General features: G+C 69.3%; 15 protein-coding genes and 1 tRNA gene. 11 read left to right on the forward strand and 5 right to left on the reverse strand.

Features of this window, described 5'->3' with window-relative positions:
• The first annotated feature begins 154 nt into the window (after positions 1-154).
• From FO470_RS09855 to FO470_RS09895, 9 genes are all read left to right on the forward strand, one after another.
• A complete protein-coding gene (locus FO470_RS09855) occupies positions 155-898 on the forward strand; it encodes a competence/damage-inducible protein A (protein WP_144342739.1) in 744 nt (247 codons plus the stop codon).
• A 99-nt stretch (positions 899-997) separates the two neighbouring features.
• Positions 998-2,008, forward strand: coding sequence for an ABC transporter substrate-binding protein (locus FO470_RS09860; RefSeq protein ID WP_144342740.1), 1,011 nt, complete (start codon positions 998-1,000; stop codon positions 2,006-2,008).
• Between the two features lie 10 nt (positions 2,009-2,018).
• Complete coding sequence (locus FO470_RS09865; protein WP_144342850.1) at positions 2,019-2,873, forward strand: ABC transporter ATP-binding protein; 855 nt, start codon at positions 2,019-2,021, stop codon at positions 2,871-2,873.
• Positions 2,866-3,687, forward strand: coding sequence for an ABC transporter permease (locus FO470_RS09870; RefSeq protein WP_144342741.1), 822 nt, complete (start codon positions 2,866-2,868; stop codon positions 3,685-3,687). Before FO470_RS09865 ends, FO470_RS09870 begins: the two co-directional genes overlap by 8 nt.
• A gap of 146 nt (positions 3,688-3,833) precedes the next feature.
• Positions 3,834-4,340 (forward strand): xanthine phosphoribosyltransferase, encoded by a 507-nt coding sequence (gpt, locus tag FO470_RS09875; RefSeq protein WP_144342742.1) that lies wholly within the window; start codon positions 3,834-3,836, stop codon positions 4,338-4,340.
• 12 nt (positions 4,341-4,352) lie between these two features.
• Complete coding sequence (locus FO470_RS09880) at positions 4,353-4,718, forward strand: hypothetical protein (RefSeq protein ID WP_144342743.1); 366 nt, start codon at positions 4,353-4,355, stop codon at positions 4,716-4,718.
• An 88-nt stretch (positions 4,719-4,806) separates the two neighbouring features.
• Positions 4,807-5,217, forward strand: a complete 411-nt coding sequence (locus tag FO470_RS09885; RefSeq protein ID WP_144342744.1) for a DoxX family protein — start codon at positions 4,807-4,809, stop codon at positions 5,215-5,217.
• 39 nt (positions 5,218-5,256) lie between these two features.
• Positions 5,257-6,951 carry a formate--tetrahydrofolate ligase gene (locus FO470_RS09890; protein ID WP_144342745.1) on the forward strand — a complete coding sequence of 565 codons (1,695 nt, stop codon included), beginning with the start codon at positions 5,257-5,259 and terminating at the stop codon, positions 6,949-6,951.
• Positions 6,952-6,980: 29 nt separating this feature from the next.
• Positions 6,981-7,067, forward strand: a tRNA-Leu gene (locus tag FO470_RS09895).
• A gap of 28 nt (positions 7,068-7,095) precedes the next feature.
• On the opposite strand, the gene FO470_RS09900 is transcribed toward FO470_RS09895, so the two are convergent.
• Positions 7,096-8,211 (reverse strand): linear amide C-N hydrolase, encoded by a 1,116-nt coding sequence (locus tag FO470_RS09900; RefSeq protein ID WP_144342746.1) that lies wholly within the window; start codon positions 8,209-8,211, stop codon positions 7,096-7,098.
• Positions 8,212-8,393: 182 nt separating this feature from the next.
• Positions 8,394-12,218, reverse strand: coding sequence for a trifunctional transcriptional regulator/proline dehydrogenase/L-glutamate gamma-semialdehyde dehydrogenase (putA, locus tag FO470_RS09905; protein ID WP_144342747.1), 3,825 nt, complete (start codon positions 12,216-12,218; stop codon positions 8,394-8,396).
• Positions 12,219-12,511: 293 nt separating this feature from the next.
• Between putA and FO470_RS09910 the strand changes: the two genes are divergently transcribed.
• Positions 12,512-13,540 (forward strand): LLM class flavin-dependent oxidoreductase, encoded by a 1,029-nt coding sequence (locus FO470_RS09910; RefSeq protein WP_144342748.1) that lies wholly within the window; start codon positions 12,512-12,514, stop codon positions 13,538-13,540.
• 138 nt (positions 13,541-13,678) lie between these two features.
• Here FO470_RS09910 and FO470_RS09915 read toward each other — a convergent pair whose 3' ends face one another.
• From FO470_RS09915 to FO470_RS09925, 3 genes are all read right to left on the reverse strand, one after another.
• The gene (locus FO470_RS09915; protein WP_144342749.1) at positions 13,679-14,629 is read right to left on the reverse strand and encodes a DMT family transporter; all 951 of its coding nucleotides are present in this window, start codon (positions 14,627-14,629) and stop codon (positions 13,679-13,681) included.
• A 107-nt stretch (positions 14,630-14,736) separates the two neighbouring features.
• The gene (locus FO470_RS09920; protein ID WP_144342750.1) at positions 14,737-15,906 is read right to left on the reverse strand and encodes an FAD-dependent monooxygenase; all 1,170 of its coding nucleotides are present in this window, start codon (positions 15,904-15,906) and stop codon (positions 14,737-14,739) included.
• Between the two features lie 15 nt (positions 15,907-15,921).
• Positions 15,922-16,170, reverse strand: coding sequence for a zinc-finger domain-containing protein (locus FO470_RS09925; protein ID WP_144342751.1), 249 nt, complete (start codon positions 16,168-16,170; stop codon positions 15,922-15,924).
• Between the two features lie 347 nt (positions 16,171-16,517).
• Here FO470_RS09925 and FO470_RS09930 point away from each other — a divergent pair, with 347 nt between their 5' ends.
• Positions 16,518-17,504: a hypothetical protein gene (locus FO470_RS09930; RefSeq protein ID WP_144342752.1), complete on the forward strand. Its 987-nt coding sequence runs from the start codon at positions 16,518-16,520 to the stop codon at positions 17,502-17,504.
• Positions 17,505-17,513 lie beyond the last annotated feature (9 nt).

Here is a 17,513-nt window from a genome sequence, read left to right on the forward strand (position 1 = left end):
AGCGGAAGGGGCGGAAGACTCCGCATTGCGATAATCGAACCATTGCGTGTGGCTTCTGCCCAATTGGCAGGCGACTGCCCTCGCTTGCGGCGTGGTATGCGTTGATTTGCGGCGGACGAGGCCTCGGACCGCCCACGGGACGGAGGAGAATCGGATGACGGCCTCGGTGGAGCCGGTGACGGCGGCGATCCTGGTGATTGGCGACGAGATACTTTCGGGCCGCACCAAGGACCGGAACATCGGCTACATCGCCGAATATCTCACCACTCTCGGCATCGACGTGCGCGAGGTGCGGGTGGTGCCGGACGTCGAGGAAGAGATCGTCGCGGCGGTGAACGCGCTCCGTGCGCGCTACACCTATCTCTTCACCACCGGCGGAATCGGGCCGACCCATGACGACATCACCGCCGATTCGGTGGCCAAGGCGTTCGGGGTGAGCATCGATGTGGATCCCCGCGCGCGCGCCATGCTCCTCGAATACATAAAGGCGGAGGACCTGAACGAAGCGCGGCTACGGATGGCGCGCATCCCGGACGGGGCCGAACTCGTGCCCAACCCCGTTTCCAAGGCGCCGGGCTTCTGGATCGGCAACGTCATCGTCATGGCCGGCGTGCCGACCATCATGCAGGCGATGCTGGATCAGGTGGCGCCCAAGCTGCGCACCGGCGTGCGCATGCTGTCCGAGACGATCCTCGCCAATGCCAGGGAAGGGGATGTCGGCGGCCCGCTACGGATCATCGCCGAGGCGCATCCGGAAGTGACCATCGGCAGCTATCCCTTCATGGGAGAGGACGGGCGGCCCAACACCAATCTGGTGGTGCGCTCACGCGATCCGCGAAAGCTCGCCGCCGCGCTGGTCGAGGTACAAGCGATGGTGGACACCGTGCGTCGCTGGTGATTTCACAGCGCAGCCTCGCGATAAATCATAAAATCTATTGACTTTATGTATTAATAGGCAAGAGTTCTGTCCAGACATCGGTTTGGACGGAGACTTCCCATGCGCCTTCGCGCTCTTCTTGCCGCCATGGCGCTCGCCCTGACGCCGGCAGGCACCCTGTTCCACGCTTCGTCCGCGTCGGCGGAAACCGGCGAACTGCGCATCGCCCAGCAGTTTGGCATCGCCTATCTGCCGCTGATCGTCGCCAAGGAGCAGAAGCTTATCGAGAAGCATGCGGCGGCGGACGGGCTGCCGGATCTGAAGGTCGAATGGCTGCGCCTCTCGGGTGCGGCGGCGATGAACGATGCGCTGATCTCCGGCGGGCTGGACTTCGCCACGGCCGGCGTCGCGCCGGCCATCCTCACCTGGGACAAGACGCGCGGTAAGACCGATATCGTGCTGATCTCCTCGCTCGGCTCCATGCCGAACGTGCTGACCACCAACAATCCCAAGGTGAAGACGCTCAAGGACTTCGCCGCCACCGACCGCATCGCGCTGCCCTCGGTGAAGGTCGGTTTCCAGCCGATCGTGCTGCAGATCGCGGCGGAGAAGGAGTTCGGCCAGTACGACAAGCTCGACGACCTGACGGTGAGCCTGCCGCATCCCGACGCGACCACCTCGATCCTCGCCGGCACCGGCGGCATCACCGCGCATTTCACCTCGCCGCCCTTCGTCCAGCAGCAGCTGGAAAGCGGCAAGGTCCATGCGGTGCTGAACAGTTACGACGTGCTGGGCGGCCCGCACACCTTCAACGTGGTCTACGGCACCAAGAAATTCGCCACCGAGAACCCGAAAACCGTGAACGCCTTCGTCGCCGCGCTCGACGAGGCCAATGCATGGATCAAGGCCAATCCGGCCGAGGCGGCAAAGCTCTATATCGCGGCGGAGAGTTCCAAGCTCGATCCGGCCTTCGTCGAGCGGATCATCCGTGACCCGCAGATCAACTTCACCACCGTGCCGGAGCGGGTCGACGTGTTCTCCGACTTCGAATACCGCATCGGCCTCATCAAGCAGAAGCCCGGCTGGAAGGAGCTGTTCCAGCCCGGCCTGCACGCCCGGAACGGGAGCTGAGCCGGTGGCGATGCCGGCCGAGAGCCGCGTGCCACCGCCCACGGCCGGCAAGCCGGCACGCCGCAGCGCGCCTACGGCGCTCGCCGTCGACCATGTGACGCTGCGCTACGCGACATCCGCCGGCATCGTGACGGCGGTGGAGGATGTTTCCTTCACCATCGGCACCGGCGAGAGGCTGGCGCTGCTCGGGCCTTCGGGCTGCGGAAAATCGACCCTCCTGCGCGCCGTCGGCGGCTTCCTGAAACCCGCATCGGGCGAAATCCGCCTCGGCGGCCTTCCAGTGAAGGGGCCGGGGCCGGACCGCATGGTGGTGTTCCAGGAGTTCGACCAGCTCCTTCCCTGGCGCACGGTGGCCGGCAACATCGCCTTTGCCCTGCGCCGGGCTCGCGGCCTGTCGCGGGCCGAGGCACATGCGGTGGCGCTGGACTGGGCCGGCCGGGTGGGACTCGCCAAATTCGCCGATGCCTATCCGCACACGCTCTCGGGCGGCATGAAGCAGCGGGTCGCCATCGCCCGCGCCTTCGCGGTGCAGCCGGCGATCCTGCTGATGGACGAGCCCTTTGCCGCGCTGGATGCGCTTTCCCGCCGGCGCATGCAGGACGAACTGCTCGGCCTGTGCGAGGAGACGGGGGCGACCTGCCTGTTCGTCACCCACGCCATAGACGAGGCGCTGCACGTGGGCACCCGCGTTCTCGTGCTGAGCCCGCATCCCGGCCGCATCGCCGCCGAATACGAGGTATCCGAGGCGACGCGGCGCGGGACGGCGCCGTTCGGCCTGCTGGAAGCGGAGATCCAGGCGCGGCTCTTCGCCGGATCGCGCGGAGCCGACGAGGGCGGGAGTGACCACGAGGACGATCATGTCTGACGGAACGCTGCATCTTCCGGCCGCGGCCTCGCTTCGCCGTCCGCTGGTGCTGGGCCCCGGCGCGCGCCGGGCGGTGATCCTCGCGCTGCTGGCGGCCGGCTGGGAACTCTATGCGCGCTGGCTCGGCAATTCGCTGCTGCTGCCGACCTTCCTCGAAACGCTGGGCGCGCTGTGGAGCGAGACGCTGAACGGCGAGCTGCCCCAGCGCGTCTGGGCGTCGCTGGAGGTGCTGCTGACCGGCTATGCCATCGGCATCGTGCTGGCGGCGGTGATCACCGCCCTCGCGGTGCTCACCCGCTGGGGGGAGAGCCTGCTCTCGCTGCTCACCTCGATGTTCAACCCGCTGCCGGCCATCGCGCTGCTGCCCATCGCGCTGCTGTGGTTCGGCATCGGATCGTCGAGCCTCGTCTTCGTCATCGTCCACGCCGTGCTGTGGCCGCTGGCGCTCGCCTGCCACGCGGGCTTCCGCGCCGTGCCGCCGACATTGCGCATGGCGGGGCGCAATATCGGCCTCTCCGGTCCTTCCTACGTTTTTGCGCTGCTGGTGCCGGCGGCGCTGCCCTCGATCCTTTCCGGGCTCCGGCTCGGCTGGGCCTTCGCCTGGCGCACGCTGATCGCGGCGGAGATGGTGTTCGGCGCCAGCGCGCGCTCCGGCGGGCTCGGCTGGTTCATCTTCACCAACCGGGCGCAGCTGGAGACGGCGAACGTCTTCGCCGGCCTGCTGACGGTGATCCTGATCGGCCTGGCGGTGGAGACGCTGGTCTTCGCGACGCTGAACCGCGTCACCGTGCGGCGCTGGGGGCAGGAGAGCTGACCATGCGGCGGGCGCCGCCGCCCGTCTAAGGAATAGGGCTTATGGCGTAAGGCGGGGATTTTCGCCGGCCGGCACTGGAGAAGGCGGCGCGCTACGGCTAATGATCTCGGAAAATGGCTCATTGCGAGCCCTCCGGGATCTGTTCCATGTCCGACGATCGCCAGAAGAAGGCCTTTCCGGTCTCCTGGGACCAGTTTCACCGCGATGCCCGCGCCCTGACCTGGCGGCTCGCCGGGGCGGGTCCGTTCTCCGGCATCGTCTGCATCACCCGCGGCGGCCTGGTGCCGGCGGCGATCGTGGCCCGCGAGCTGGGGCTGCGAATGATCGAGACGGTCTGCATCGCCAGCTATCACGACTATACGAAGCAGGGCGAAATGCAGGTGCTCAAGCCCATCTCCGAGGTCGTCATGGCGACGGCCGGCGAGGGCGGGCAGGGGCTCTTGGTGATCGACGATCTGGTGGATACCGGCAAGACGGCCCGGCTGGTGCGCGAGATGCTGCCGCAGGCGCATTTCGCCACCCTCTACGCCAAGCCGCTGGGCCGCCCGCTGGTGGACACTTTCATCACCGAGGTGAGCCAGGATACCTGGATCTATTTCCCGTGGGACATGGGGCTGAGCTTCCAGCCGCCGATCCGCGACGGGGTGGCGTGAGGAAAATCATCCATGACCGGCGAGTTTGACAGGACGGACGAGGAGTCCGACGAGGCGTTCGATGCCGCCTATGAGACGCATCGCACCGCGCTCTACGACATGCTGATCGACTACGCCGAGAAGCACGATCTGAGCGACGGCTTCATCTCGATGCTCGCCTCCGATATCGGCCTGTCGCTGCGCATGGTCGCCTATGCCTCGGAGACCGAGAAGCCGTCGGTCGGCGGCCTGCGGCTCGATCTCGACCGCTTCTCCCGGGAGCTGGGCGAGAGCGTGCGCGACGCCAAGAAATACGCCGCCGAGTTCATCGCCGAGGCGAAGGCCGCGCGCGAGGAGGAGCAGGCGGAGGATGACGGGGCCGAAAGCCGCCCATCATGACCTCTGGTATCCTGATGCGGCTCGCCTTTATGGTGCCGCTGCGGTATGCCGGGGTGCGGCAAAATGTGCCGTTTCGGGAATTCCAACGATGACCCCCGCCATCATTTCCGGCATCCTGCGGTCTCCGGCCACGGCCTTCCTCGCGCGTCTCCTGCTCGTCTTCATGTTCCTCGGCAGCGCCATCAGCAAGATCACCGATTTTGCCGGCGCGCAGGCCGAGATGGCGTATTTCGGGCTCAACCCGCCGTGGCTGTTCGCGGTGGCGACCATCGCCACGCAGCTTGCCGGCGGCGTGCTGATCCTGCTGAACCGGGCGACGTGGCTGGGCGCGGCGGCGCTCGGCGTCTTCACGGCGCTGACCATTCCGATCGCGCACCATTTCTGGACCATGGAAGGCCAGATGGCGCAGATCGAGTTCTATTTCGTCGTCGAGCACCTCGCGGTGATCGGCGGCATGTTGCTGGTCGCCATTCTGGCCGAGCGCACGCGCACGGCCTGACGGCGTGACGTTCGACGTGGCGTTGAGACGGGAGCCCTCATGAATACCGCGGTGCGCAAGATCGATCCCAACAGCGATGCGGCGATCGCCGCGTCGGTGACGCCGCGGCCCATCGAGGAAATCGGCAACAAGCTGGGAGTCCCGGCGGCCTCGCTCTACCGCTACGGTCACGACAAGGCGAAGATCGCCCTCGATTTCGCCCGTCGCGCCGAGGCCAAGGCGGACGGCAGGCTGATCCTCGTCACCGCGATCAACCCGACCCCGGCGGGCGAGGGCAAGACCACGACCACCATTGGCCTGGGCGACGCGCTGGCGCGTGCCGGCAAGCGGGTGGCCATCGCCCTGCGCGAGCCGAGCCTCGGGCCGGTGTTCGGCTCCAAGGGCGGGGCGACGGGCGGCGGACGCTCGCAGATCGTGCCGATGCAGGACATCAACCTTCACTTCACCGGCGACTTCCACGCCATCAGCGCCGCGCACAACCTGCTCGCCGCCGCGATCGACAATCACATCTACTGGGGCAACGCGCTCGACATCGACGCCCGGCGCATCAACTGGCGCCGCGTGGTCGACCTCAACGACCGCGCGCTGCGTAGCGTGGTGGTCGGCCTTGGCGGACCGGGCAACGGTTTCCCGCGCGAGGACGGCTTCGACATCACGGTGGCAAGCGAGGTCATGGCGATCTTCTGCCTCGCGCGGTCGCTGGAGGATTTGGAAGACCGGCTTGGCCGCATGGTGGTGGCGCAGAACCGCGCCCGCCAGCCGATCACCGCCGGCCAGCTCAAGGTGACGGGCGCGATGGCGGCGCTGCTGCGCGATGCCTTCCAGCCCAACCTCGTGCAGACGCTGGAGGCGACGCCGGCCGTCGTGCATGGCGGCCCCTTCGCCAACATCGCCCATGGCTGCAACTCGGTGATGGCGACGCGCACCGCGCTGGGCCTTGCCGACTATGTGGTGACCGAGGCGGGTTTCGGCGCCGATCTCGGTGCCGAGAAGTTCCTCGACATCAAGTGCCGGCAGGCGGGGCTCTCGCCTTCCGCCGTGGTGATCGTCGCGACCGTCCGCGCGCTGAAGATGCATGGCGGCGTCGGGCAGAAGGAGCTGGGCCCGGAGAACGTGGCGGCGGTGAAGGCCGGTTCGGCCAATCTCGTGCGGCACATCGAGAACATGAAGGCCTTCGGTTTGCCGGCGGTGGTGGCGATCAACCGTTTCACCGGCGACACGTCGGCGGAGATCGAGGCGATCAAGCAGGCCTGCGCGGCGGTGGGGGCCAGCGTGCATCTGTGCTCGCACTGGGCGGAAGGCTCGGCGGGGGCCGTCGACCTCGCCGCCGAGGTGGTGCAACTGGCGTTGCAACCCTCCGCCTTCAAGCCGATCTACGAGAGCAACCTCTCGCTGGTGCAGAAGATCGAGACCATCGCCCGCCGCATCTATCGCGCCGGAGCCATCTCGATCGATCCGGTCGCGCTGCGCCGTCTCGGCGAGTTCGAGGGGCAGGGCTATGGCGACCTGCCGATCTGCATGGCGAAGACGCAGTACAGCTTCTCCGCCGACCCCGCGCAACGCGGCGCGCCGGAGGGTTTCACCTTGCCGGTCCGCGAGGTGAGACTGTCGGCCGGGGCGGGTTTCGTCGTGGCGCTGTGCGGCGATGTGATGACGATGCCGGGCTTGCCCTCGCAGCCGGCGGCCGAGCATATCTTCGTCGATGAAACCGGCTTCATCGGCGGGGTGTTCTAGGACATCCGGGCCCCGATGGTCCGGCCGGGGCGGACGTGGCGAAACTGGTAGACGCACGAGACTTAAAATCTTGCGCCCTTAAAGGCTTACGGGTTCGAGTCCCGTCGTCCGCACCATTCCTTTCCTGTAGGCCACGAGCCGCCGTCAGGCGGCGACCGGTACGCTCTTGAGCGCTTCGGTCGCGTCCGGCATCTCGGCGAGGCGGGAGACGGGGAGCACCTTCGGCTCCTTCAGCGCCGCCAGGGCGGCGAGATCGAAGCGGGTGAAGTTCAGGCTGCGGTAATCGCGCAGGAAGAAGACCTTGCGGTCGAGGTCCGACAGGCTCGTCCAGCACGTGAATTCGGTCGCGTAGGCCGCGCCGCCGGGCTGGTCGAGGCCCTTCACCTCGAGATGCCCGCCGCCGGCCTCCGGATAATCGATGCTGACGCCGCACGGCCGGTCGAAATTGTTCATGACATGGGCGAGGGTGCGTACCGCGAGATCGGGCGTATCGGCCTTCTCGGTGTACTGCGCGTAATAGGCGGCGCGGACGAAGCGGCCGACGGAGGTGTTCGACGCCGGCAGGCCGGCGGTGGCGATGCCGGAGTCGGGCTGCACCGCCTTGTAACCGCCGAAGCTGGCGCTTGCTTTGTCGACGTTGCTGAGGAAGGTGTAGTTGTCGAGATTGGTCAGGTGCCAGCCGAAAGCCGGGCCGTTCGTCATCACGCCGACCGGGTTGTCGTAGACCGTCATCTGTCCGCCGTCGAATTCGATGACGAGCGCGGCGCCCGAGGCATCGTGCACGACGTAATGGAAGGGCGACTCCACCCCGCCGAGGATGGCGAGCGGCGCCAGCAGGATCGGCTGGGCAGCCAGCGCCGCCTTTACTTCGGCCACGGTGGCGAACTGCCCGAGGCTCCACGTGCCGAGGTCGGAGGCCGAGAGCACGGCCTGCGTCATCGCCACCGACTTCTGCTTGCCGGCCGCCGTGGGGTAGGAGAGGAGGCTGAAGGTCAGTCCCTGATCGTTGATGCCCTCGAGCACCTTCAGGTCGGAGATGGTGGGCGGCGCCTGCGGCGTCGGAATGCGGATCGGCATGGTGACGGCCAGCATCCCGTAGCGCGCGGCGTAGGTCAGCGGCGCATGGCCGGCGATCTCGGAGGTGGTGGAGAAACCCGCCGGCAGATAGGTCATCTGGTAGGGAAGATCGATCGTCAGCTCGAGCGTCCGGCCGAAATAGACCTTGCCCGCCTTGTCGCGATAGCTGAGCGATGTGCACATCCCGTCATTCCTCCACGACACTGAAAGAAGCAAGCCGGGGGGCACGGCAGGCGATGCCGAATCCCGCAGCGGGTACCTTTTGTTAGGTCGCACACCTGCCGCAGGTCGAAAAGGTCGGATCGTGGCAATGGGCGCTGAAGCGCCGGAGGACCGGAGAGGCGGGAGCCTCCCCGGCCTTTCGATCAGCCGATGGTCATCAGGCTGGCATTGCCGCCGGCGGCGGCGGTGTTCGTGCTGGTGGAGCGCTCCAGCATCAGCAGGTCGAGAGGGTACTGCTCGCCGCGCGCGACGGCATCGGGCGCGAGGCCGTGGACCAGGACGATCGGCCCCTTGCGCGTGGCGATGCTCTCGTTGAGCTGGCGCAGCGCGTCGCCATCGCCCTCGAACAGCACGGCGTCGAACGCTGCGGGGCCGTAGTCCTCCACCATGCTTACCCGATCCTCCATCCCCTTGGGCAGGGGCGGGAGGAACGAGCCTTCCAGCAGCACGCGGTTGCCGGTGGCGAGCGCCGAGGTGATCTGGACGGCGAGGCCGCGCTCGGTGGCGGCGAGGCAGAGCACGGTGCCGCGTGGGGCGAGCGCATAGATATTGCGCTCGCCGACCGGACCCGGCAGTTCGGCCCTGTGGCCGAAGGGCGAGGCGTCGAGCACGGCGCCGCAGAGGGCGCGGGTGTCCGGATCGGACTGGAAGTCCACCCAGAGCCGCGCCGTATCCGGCACCTGCGTCTCCGGCAGGCCGGCGGCGGGGCGGACCGCCAGCAGGCGATGGAGATAAAGCGGCCCGCCGGCCTTCGGCCCGGTGCCGGAGAGGCCGTGACCGCCGAAGGGCTGCACGCCGACCACCGCGCCGATGACGTTGCGGTTGATGTAGACGTTGCCCACCTCGATGCGCCCGCCGACATGGGCGATGGTCTCGTCGATGCGGGTGTGCAGGCCGAAGGTGAGGCCGTAGCCGGTGGCGTTGACGGCGTCGATCAGCGTGTCGAGGTCGTCGCGCCGGTAGCGCACCACATGCAGCACCGGGCCGAAGACCTCGCGCTTGAGCTCGGCGATGTCGTCGATCTCGATCAGCGTCGGCGGCACGAAGGTGCCGTGGCGCGCCTCGTCGCCAAGGGCGAGCTGCTCGACGCGGCGCCCGGCCTCGCGCAGACGCTCGACATGCGCCTCGATGTTCGCCTTCGCCTCGGCGGTGATGACGGGGCCGATATCCGTGGAGAGTTGCACCGGGTTGCCCACGGACAGCTCCTTCAGCGCACCGTGCAGCATTTCCAGCATGCGGTCGGCGACATCCTCCTGCAGGCAGAGGATGCGCAGCGCCGAGCAGCGCTGGCCGGCGGAGTCGAAAGCCGAGGACAAAACATCGGCCACGACCTGTTCGGCTAGGGCGGAGGAATCGACGATCATCGCATTCTGGCCGCCGGTCTCGGCGATGAGCGGGATGACGCTGCCGTCCGGGTTCAGGCGGCCGGCGAGCTGGCGCTGGATGAGGCGTGCCACCTCGGTGGAACCGGTGAACATGACGCCGCGCGTGCGGGTGTCACCCACGAGCGCCGCACCGACCGCGCCGGCGCCGGGAACGAGCTGCACCGCGCCCGGCGGGACGCCGGCCTCGCGCAGGATCTCGACCGCCGCGAAGGCGATGAGCGGCGTCTCCTCGGCCGGCTTGGCCAGCACCGCATTGCCGGCGGCAAGCGCCGCCGCGACCTGGCCGGTGAAGATGGCCAGCGGGAAGTTCCACGGGCTGATGCAGACCACCGGGCCGAGCGGGCGGTGAGTGTCGTTGGAGAAGCCGTCGCGCACCTGCGCGCCGTAATAGCGCAGGAAGTCGACCGCCTCGCGCACTTCGCCGATGGCATTGGGGAAGGACTTGCCGGCCTCGCGCACGATGATGCCGATCAGCGTCGGCAGCCGGGCCTCCATCAGCTCGGCGGTGCGGAACAGGCAGGCGGCGCGCTCGGCCGGCGGGGTGGACTGCCAGATCGGCGCCGCGCCCTGCGCGATCTCCATGGCGCGGGCGACGATCTCGGGGGTGGCTTCCTCGACCACGCCGACCTGATCGCGATGGTCGGCCGGGTTGAGGACCGGGCGGGCGATGCCGGCGACGGGGCCGTCGCCAAGCAGCGGCATCGCCTTGAGCGGGGCGGCGCTGCCGGCGAGGAGGGCGGCGGCGAGCGAGGCGAGGCGCTGCTCGTTGGAGAGGTCCAGCCCCGCCGAATTGCGCCGCTGCGCGCCGAAGAGGTCGGCCGGGGCGGCGATGCGCGGATGCGGCGCGCCGAGCGGCTCGATGCGCCGGGCGGCCTCGACCGGGCTCTCGATCAGCTCGTCGACGGGGACGTTCTCGTCGGCGATGCGGTTGACGAAGGAGGAGTTGGCGCCGTTCTCCAGCAGGCGCCGCACGAGATAGGCGAGCAGCGTCTCGTGGGTGCCGACGGGCGCGTAGATGCGGCAGGGACGGCCGAGCTTCTCGCGGCCGACCACTTCCTCATAGAGCGGCTCGCCCATGCCGTGCAGGCACTGGAACTCGTACTGCCCGGCGTAATAGTTGGCGCCGGCCATCTCCATGACGGTGGCGAGCGTCTGGGCGTTGTGGGTGGCGAATTGCGGGAACACCGCATCCGGCGCCGACAGCAGCTTGCGCGCGCAGGCGAGATAGGAAATGTCGGTGTGGATCTTGCGGGTGTAGACCGGGAAGCCTTCCAGCCCGTCGAGCTGGGCGCGCTTGATCTCGCTGTCCCAATAGGCGCCCTTCACCAGACGCACCATCAGCCGGTGGTTCGAGCGGCGCGCGAGGTCGATGAGGTAATCGATCACATAAGGGCAGCGCTTCTGATAGGCCTGAACGACGAAACCGATGCCGTTCCAGCCGCTTAGGCCCTCGTCGAAACAAAGCGATTCCAGGAGGTCGAGCGAGATCTCAAGCCGGTCGGCTTCCTCGGCGTCGATGTTGAGGCCGATGTCGTATTGCCGCGCGAGCTTCGCCAGCGCGACAACGCGCGGCAGCAACTCATTGACGACGCGGGAATATTGCGCGCGGCTGTAGCGCGGATGCAGGGCCGAGAGCTTGATCGAGATGCCCGGCCCTTCATAGATGCCGCGCCCGGCCGACGCCTTGCCGATGGCATGGATGGCCTGCTCATAATCGGCGAAATAGCGCTGGGCGTCGGCCTCGGTGGTGGCGGCCTCGCCGAGCATGTCGAAGGAATAGCGGAAGCCCTTCGCCTCCAGCCGGCGGGAATTGGCCAGCGCCTCGGAGATGGTCTGGCCGGTGACGAACTGCTCGCCCATCATCCGCATGGCGACGTCCACGCCCTTGCGGATCAAGGGCTCGCCGCCGCGCCCGATGAGGCGGGTAAGGGCGCCGGAGAGGCCGGCCTCGCTGGAGGTGGAGGTCAGCTTGCCGGTGAGCACGAGGCCCCAGGTGGCGGCGTTGACGAAGAGCGAGGGGCTCTGGCCGACATGGGCGTGCCAGTCGCCATGGCCGATCTTGTCGCGGATCAGCGCGTCGCGGGTGGCGCGGTCGGGGATGCGCAGCAGCGCCTCGGCGAGGCACATCAGCGCCACGCCTTCCTGCGAGGACAGCGAATATTCGTGGATGAGCCCTTCGACCGGGCCCTTCTGGCCTTTGGCGCGCAGCGCTTCGACCAGCGTGCGGGCGCGCTCGCGGGCGGCCTCCGCCCTGGGTTCGGGCAGGGTGGCCGGGCCGAGCAGCAGCGGCACGCAATCGGTTTCCGGCATGCGGTAGGCGCCGGTGATGCGGGCGCGCAGCACGCCCTGGGGCTGGACGCCGCGGGCGAAGGGCAGGAAGGGGCTCTCGGTGTCGGGGAGCGGCGGGGTCTCGGTTGCACCGATGGCGGCGACCGGTGGCAAGCCCTGCTCGGCACGCTCCACGGCGGTGGCGATGGCGTGCTTGACCAGCGCATGAGGGGTGCAACCTTCCCGCTCGGCGGCGGCTTTCAGCCGGGCGCGGAACTCGTCGTCGATCTTCACACCCATGGTGGTCTGAGACATGTCGCGTTCCCCTGAAACTGCCGGCGGAAGGTTGATTCTGACGTCAGAGGTGTAACCTCACGGGAGAAAAGGTGCAACCGCTTAGGGAGGTATTATGGTATCGTTTTTGGAGTAGCGTTTTGCGTAGCATTAAGTAGCGTTGAGTAGCATTTGCGCGGTCGCATCCGGGCGAGATGCGGTGGTGCTACGTGGGGTGGTGCTACGTGGCACGTGCCGGGCGTCCCGGAGCGGCAGCGGCGGTCACAAAAAGGATACTCCTTGGCAGGGGGCGGGGGCATGCCTACGTGACGGCGATGACCCGTCTCGCGCGAACACCCCTTTCCGTCCTCGACCTGTCCTTCGTCGCCGCCGACGGCACGGGACCGGAGGCGCTGCGCAGCACCATCGAGCTGGCGCGCCATGTCGATGCGCTCGGCTACACCCGGTTCTGGGTGGCCGAGCATCACAATCTGCCGTCCGTCGCCTCCGGCGCGCCGGACGTGATGTCCGGGCAGATCCTCGCCGCGACGGAGCGCATCCGCGTCGGCTCGGGCGGGGTGATGCTGCCCAACCATGCGCCGCTGATGGTGGCGGAGCGCTTCAAGGTGCTGGAGGGGCTCTACCCCGACCGCGTGGACCTCGGCCTCGGCCGGGCGCCCGGCACCGACCAGCTCACCGCCCATGCGCTGCGCCGCCGGCAGGATATCGCGCCCAGCGACGACTTCCTCGACCGGCTGCGCGAACTGATGCTGTGGGACAGCGGCGACTGGCCGGCGGACCACCCGTTCCGCAACATCAAGGTCATGCCGGTGGACGTGCGGCTGCCGCCGATCTGGCTGCTGGGCTCCTCCGGCTACAGCGCCCGGCTCTCGGCGCAGATCGGCGTCGGCTTCGCCTTCGCGCATCATTTCGCCGACCATGACGTGCTCGACGCCATGCTGACCTATCGCTCGGCCTTCCAGCCCTCGGAACGGCTCGCCCAGCCGTACGCCATCCTGGCGCTGGCGGTGGTGTGCGCGCCGACCGACGAGGAGGCCGAATGGCTCGCCGGCAGCGTCGACCTCGCGCATCTGCGGCGCGCGCGGGGGCGCCACGATCCGATCCCCTCGCCGGAAGAGGCGGCCGCCTATCCCTACACCGAGGCCGACCGCGCCTTCATCCGCCGCAACCGCGACCGGGTGCTGGTCGGCGGGCCTGCGAAGGTGGCGGAGGGGCTGGAGCGCTTCCTCGACACGACGCTGGCGGACGAACTGATGATCACCACCGCCATTCCCGACCTCGCGGCGAAGAAGCGCTCCTATGAGCTGCTGAAGGCGCTGCAGGCGGCGCCGGTGGAGGCGTAGACCCCAACGCCGTCATGGCCGGGCGTGGCCCGGCCGTCCACGACGGCTTCCCTTCCGTCTGCCCAAAGACGTGGATGCCCGGCACAAGGCCGGGCATGACGTCGTGTGCGGGCATACGGCGTGTGGGGATTGCGTCCGCTACGCCGCCCCCCGCGACGGCCGTGTCACCAGCCAGATGCCGAGCGCGATGGGGGCGATGCCGAGGAAATCCAGCGGCGGCACGCTCTCGCCCAGCAGCAGCCAGCCGAAGAACAGGCCGAGCGGCGGCATGAGGAAGTGCAGGCTGGACGCCGCCGTCGCGCTGGAGCGGGTCAGCAGATAGTACCAGAGCCCGTAGCCGCCGATCGACACGCCGACCACCAGAAAGGCGAAGCCGACGAGCAGATTGGCGGTGACATGGATGTCGGCCGGGCTCTCCGTGGCGAGGGCCAAGGGGACGAGCACGATGCCGCCCGCCAGACACTGGATGGCGTTGCCGCTCCAGATGCCGCCGCGCGGCGCGAAATATTTGAAGCCCAGCGTGCCCGCCGCCAGCGCGGTGACGCCGCCGGCGATGAGCAGCGTGCCGGTGACGCTCTCATGCGCGCCGGCAAGGCGCGAGCGCAGCACGATGACCACGCCGAGCAGGCCGAGCGCGATGCCCGCCCATTTGCGCGGGTTCATCCGCTCGCCGAGCAGCGGGCCGGCGCCCAGCGCGACCAGCAGCGGCAGGCAGCTCGTCAGCACCGCCGTATAGGCGGAGGACGTGAAGGTGAGCGCCGTCCAGTTGAGGCCGAGATAGACGGCGTTGTTGAGGATGCCGATGAGGGCGAGAACGACGAGGTCGCGCCGGCCGACCGGCGGCAGGCCCCGGCGCCGTTCGCCGCCGTCCCACAGAGGGGCGAGGGCCAGCATGAGGGTGCCGGCCAGCAGGAGCCGGACGGCGAGCAGGATCAGCGGCGGGCAGTCGGCCAGCGCCAGCTTGGCGCCGGCGAAGGCGGACGACCACAGCACGCAGAACAGCGCCACCAGCAGCGGCAGGGGGACATGACGGGGCACAAGGCGGCGCGCCGCGGCGGCGGGCGCCGCCGCGCTCGATGCGGGTGGCATCGCTCATCTCCAATCGTTGATTGCGCGCACCCTAACGGAGGCCCGATGGATCGGAAAACGAGATGTTTTCATAGGGAGTATGAGGAAAATCGATCCTGGGGACGGGCTTACGGGCGCCAGTCATAGATCCAGCGATAGCGTTCCAGCACCGCGTCGCCGGAGCGCGCGCGCATGATGAGATCGCGGGCGAGGCGGGCGGGGCCGGCGAGGTGGTAGATGCGGTCCATGCCGCGCGCGGCGCGCTGCACGCGGGCGGTGCGCGGCTGGCGCAGGGCCTCGTAGCGGCGCAGAGCGGCGGGGATGTCGCCGGCATTTCCGAGGCAGTCGGCCAGCACCACGGCGTCCTCGATGGCCTGCGCGGCGCCCTGCGCGAGGAAGGGCGGCATGGCGTGGGCGGCGTCGCCGAGCAGCGTCACCGGGCCGGCGCCCCAGACGGGCAGGGGATCGAGATCGAACAGCGCCCAGCGCAGCCAGCGTTCCGGCGCGGCGAGCAGGGCGCGGGCGTCGGCGCTCCAGTCGGGATAATGGGACAGGAGTTCGCCGGGGGCGCCCTCAAGGCTCCAGCCATGGGCCTCGCGCGCGTCCGGCGTGACGGCGACAAGGTTGACCGCGCGGCCCGCCTGCACGGGATAGGAGACGAGATGCGCGCCGGGCCCGAGCCAGAGCCGCGTGGCCGGCACGGCGAGCTGCGCGGGCAGGGCCTGCGCCGGCACGGTGGCGCGCCAGGCGGCGCGGTGGCGGAAGGAGGGCTTCGCTTCCGGGTGCAGCGCGAGCCGCACCATGGAGCGCAAGCCGTCGGCGCCGATGAGGGCCGCGGCATGGAGGGGGGCGTCGTCGGCGAGATGGACGGTGACGCCATCGCCTTCGGCCTCGAAGCTCTCGACCGCGTGGCCGAGGCGGAGGGTGATGGCGGGGGTCTCGCGCGCGGCGGCGAGCAGGGCGGCCTGCAGATCGGCGCGATGGATGACGAGGAAGGGGCCGCCGAAGCGCGCCTCGGCTTGCGCGCCCATCGGCGCGCCGGTGAGGCGCGTGCCGCGCCGGCCGTCCATCACCTCGAAGGACTGCGGGAAGACGGCGTGCTCGGCGACGCGCTCGTAGACGCCGAGCGATTGCAGGCAGCGCGTGGCGTTGGCGGCGAGCTGGACGCCCGCGCCCGCCTCTTCCAGCGCCTGCGCGCGCTCAAGCAGCGTGACCTCGAAGCCCGCGCGGGCGAGCGCCAGCGCGGCGGTGAGCCCGCCTATGCCGGCACCGGCGATCGCGATGTGGCGTGCGGCCACGGCATGCCCGCCGGGTCAGGCGGCGACCGGCGTCTCGTACAGGGCGCCCGGCGGGTTCGATTCGGTGCCGTGCAGGTGCGAGTCGTATTTGTAGAGGGTGGAGCAGTACGGGCAGATGATCTCGCTGTCCGAGCCCATGTCGAGGAAGACATGCGGGTGGTCGTAGGGCGGCAGGGCGCCGACGCACATGAATTCCCGGGCGCCGATGGAGATGCTCGGCACGCCCGCCGAATTGTGGAAGTGGGGAACGACGTGGCCCGCCATGATGTCCGCCTGCGCTCGCGTTGCAATCGGCCGGAACATAGCGGCAGGCGCCGCCGGGTCCAAGGGGCGACGCGCGCATCGGGCCGGGGCGGCGGGTCGCACCCGTAAAGAGACGTATGACGCAACGGGATGTCGCCCATCGCTTCGCCATATTGGTGAAGCATGGAAGAATGGATACCGGCTGCGTGCTTCGAGGCCGGCTTTCGGCCGGCACCTCAGCATGACGAGCTCGGTTTTCGTCATCCTGAGGTGCGAGCCCACGGGTCTTGCCTCTGGCAAGCCCGAGGACAGGCTTCGCGAGCCTCGAAGGACGCACGACCGTTCCGCTTCCAAGGTCTTCAGCCTCCATGCGCCGCTTCCTCGCCGCCGCCGGTTTCCTCCTCGCCTTCGCCGGCGCCGCCCATTGGGTCGTGCCGATGGGCCGGGAGGCGCTTGCCCTCGTCACCGCCCGCGACGACGCGGCCGGGATCGCCGACCTGCAGCTCGCGGGCGTGCTGACGCCGGAGCGGGTGGCGCAGGAGGTCGACGCCGCCCTTGCCGAGGGCGACGGGGAGATGGCGGCGAGCTTCGTCGAGCTGGCGCAGGCGCGCGGCATCCCCGTCTCCACCGAGCGGCGGGCGCGGGCGGCGCTGGCGAACGCGCCGGGAGCGACCTTCGTGCGCGGCGCCGGGCGCTTCGGGCAGGGGTTTCTCACGGGGGAGGCGGATGACCTGGCCGGCCTCGCGGGCGCCACCGCGGGCGACCTGACCGTGTGGGGCGACGTGCGCGATCTCGGCCGCGAAGCCTGGCACTGGGCGAGCGGCGAGCCGGTGGACCGCCTGATGGTCAACCTCGCGGGCGCCGGCATCGTGGCCACCGGCGCGACCTATGCCGCCTTCGGCACGCCGCTGACGCTGCGGGCCGGTCTTTCCGTGCTGAAGGGCGCGCGGCGCGCCGGCGCGATGGGCGGGCGCCTTGCCGGCCATCTGGCGACGACGCTGAAGGGCGGCAGCAAGGCGGCCGCGGCGCGGCTGGTGTCCGATCTCGGCACGGCGGGCACGCGGGCCGGCACGCGCGCGACCTTCGCCGGGCTGCGGCATGTGGACGACGCGGCGGGTGCGGCGCGCCTGCGCCGGCTCGCCGAGGTGAAGGGCGGGCAGACGCTGGCGGTGGTGAAGACGCTGGGGCGCGGCGCGCTGTTCGTCACCGAGGCCATGGCCAAGCTCGCCTTCTGGGTGATGGCGGCGGTGCTGAATCTCTTCGGTCTCGTTTCCTCCTTCAACGCGATGGTGGTGGCGACGTTGCGTCCGTTGTGGAAGAAGAAGCGTCGCCGGTCCTTGTTCCTGCCGGCGTGACGCCGGAGG

The sequence above is a fragment of the Ancylobacter moscoviensis genome, from assembly GCF_007559435.1.
GTDB classification, from domain to species: domain Bacteria; phylum Pseudomonadota; class Alphaproteobacteria; order Rhizobiales; family Xanthobacteraceae; genus Ancylobacter; species Ancylobacter moscoviensis.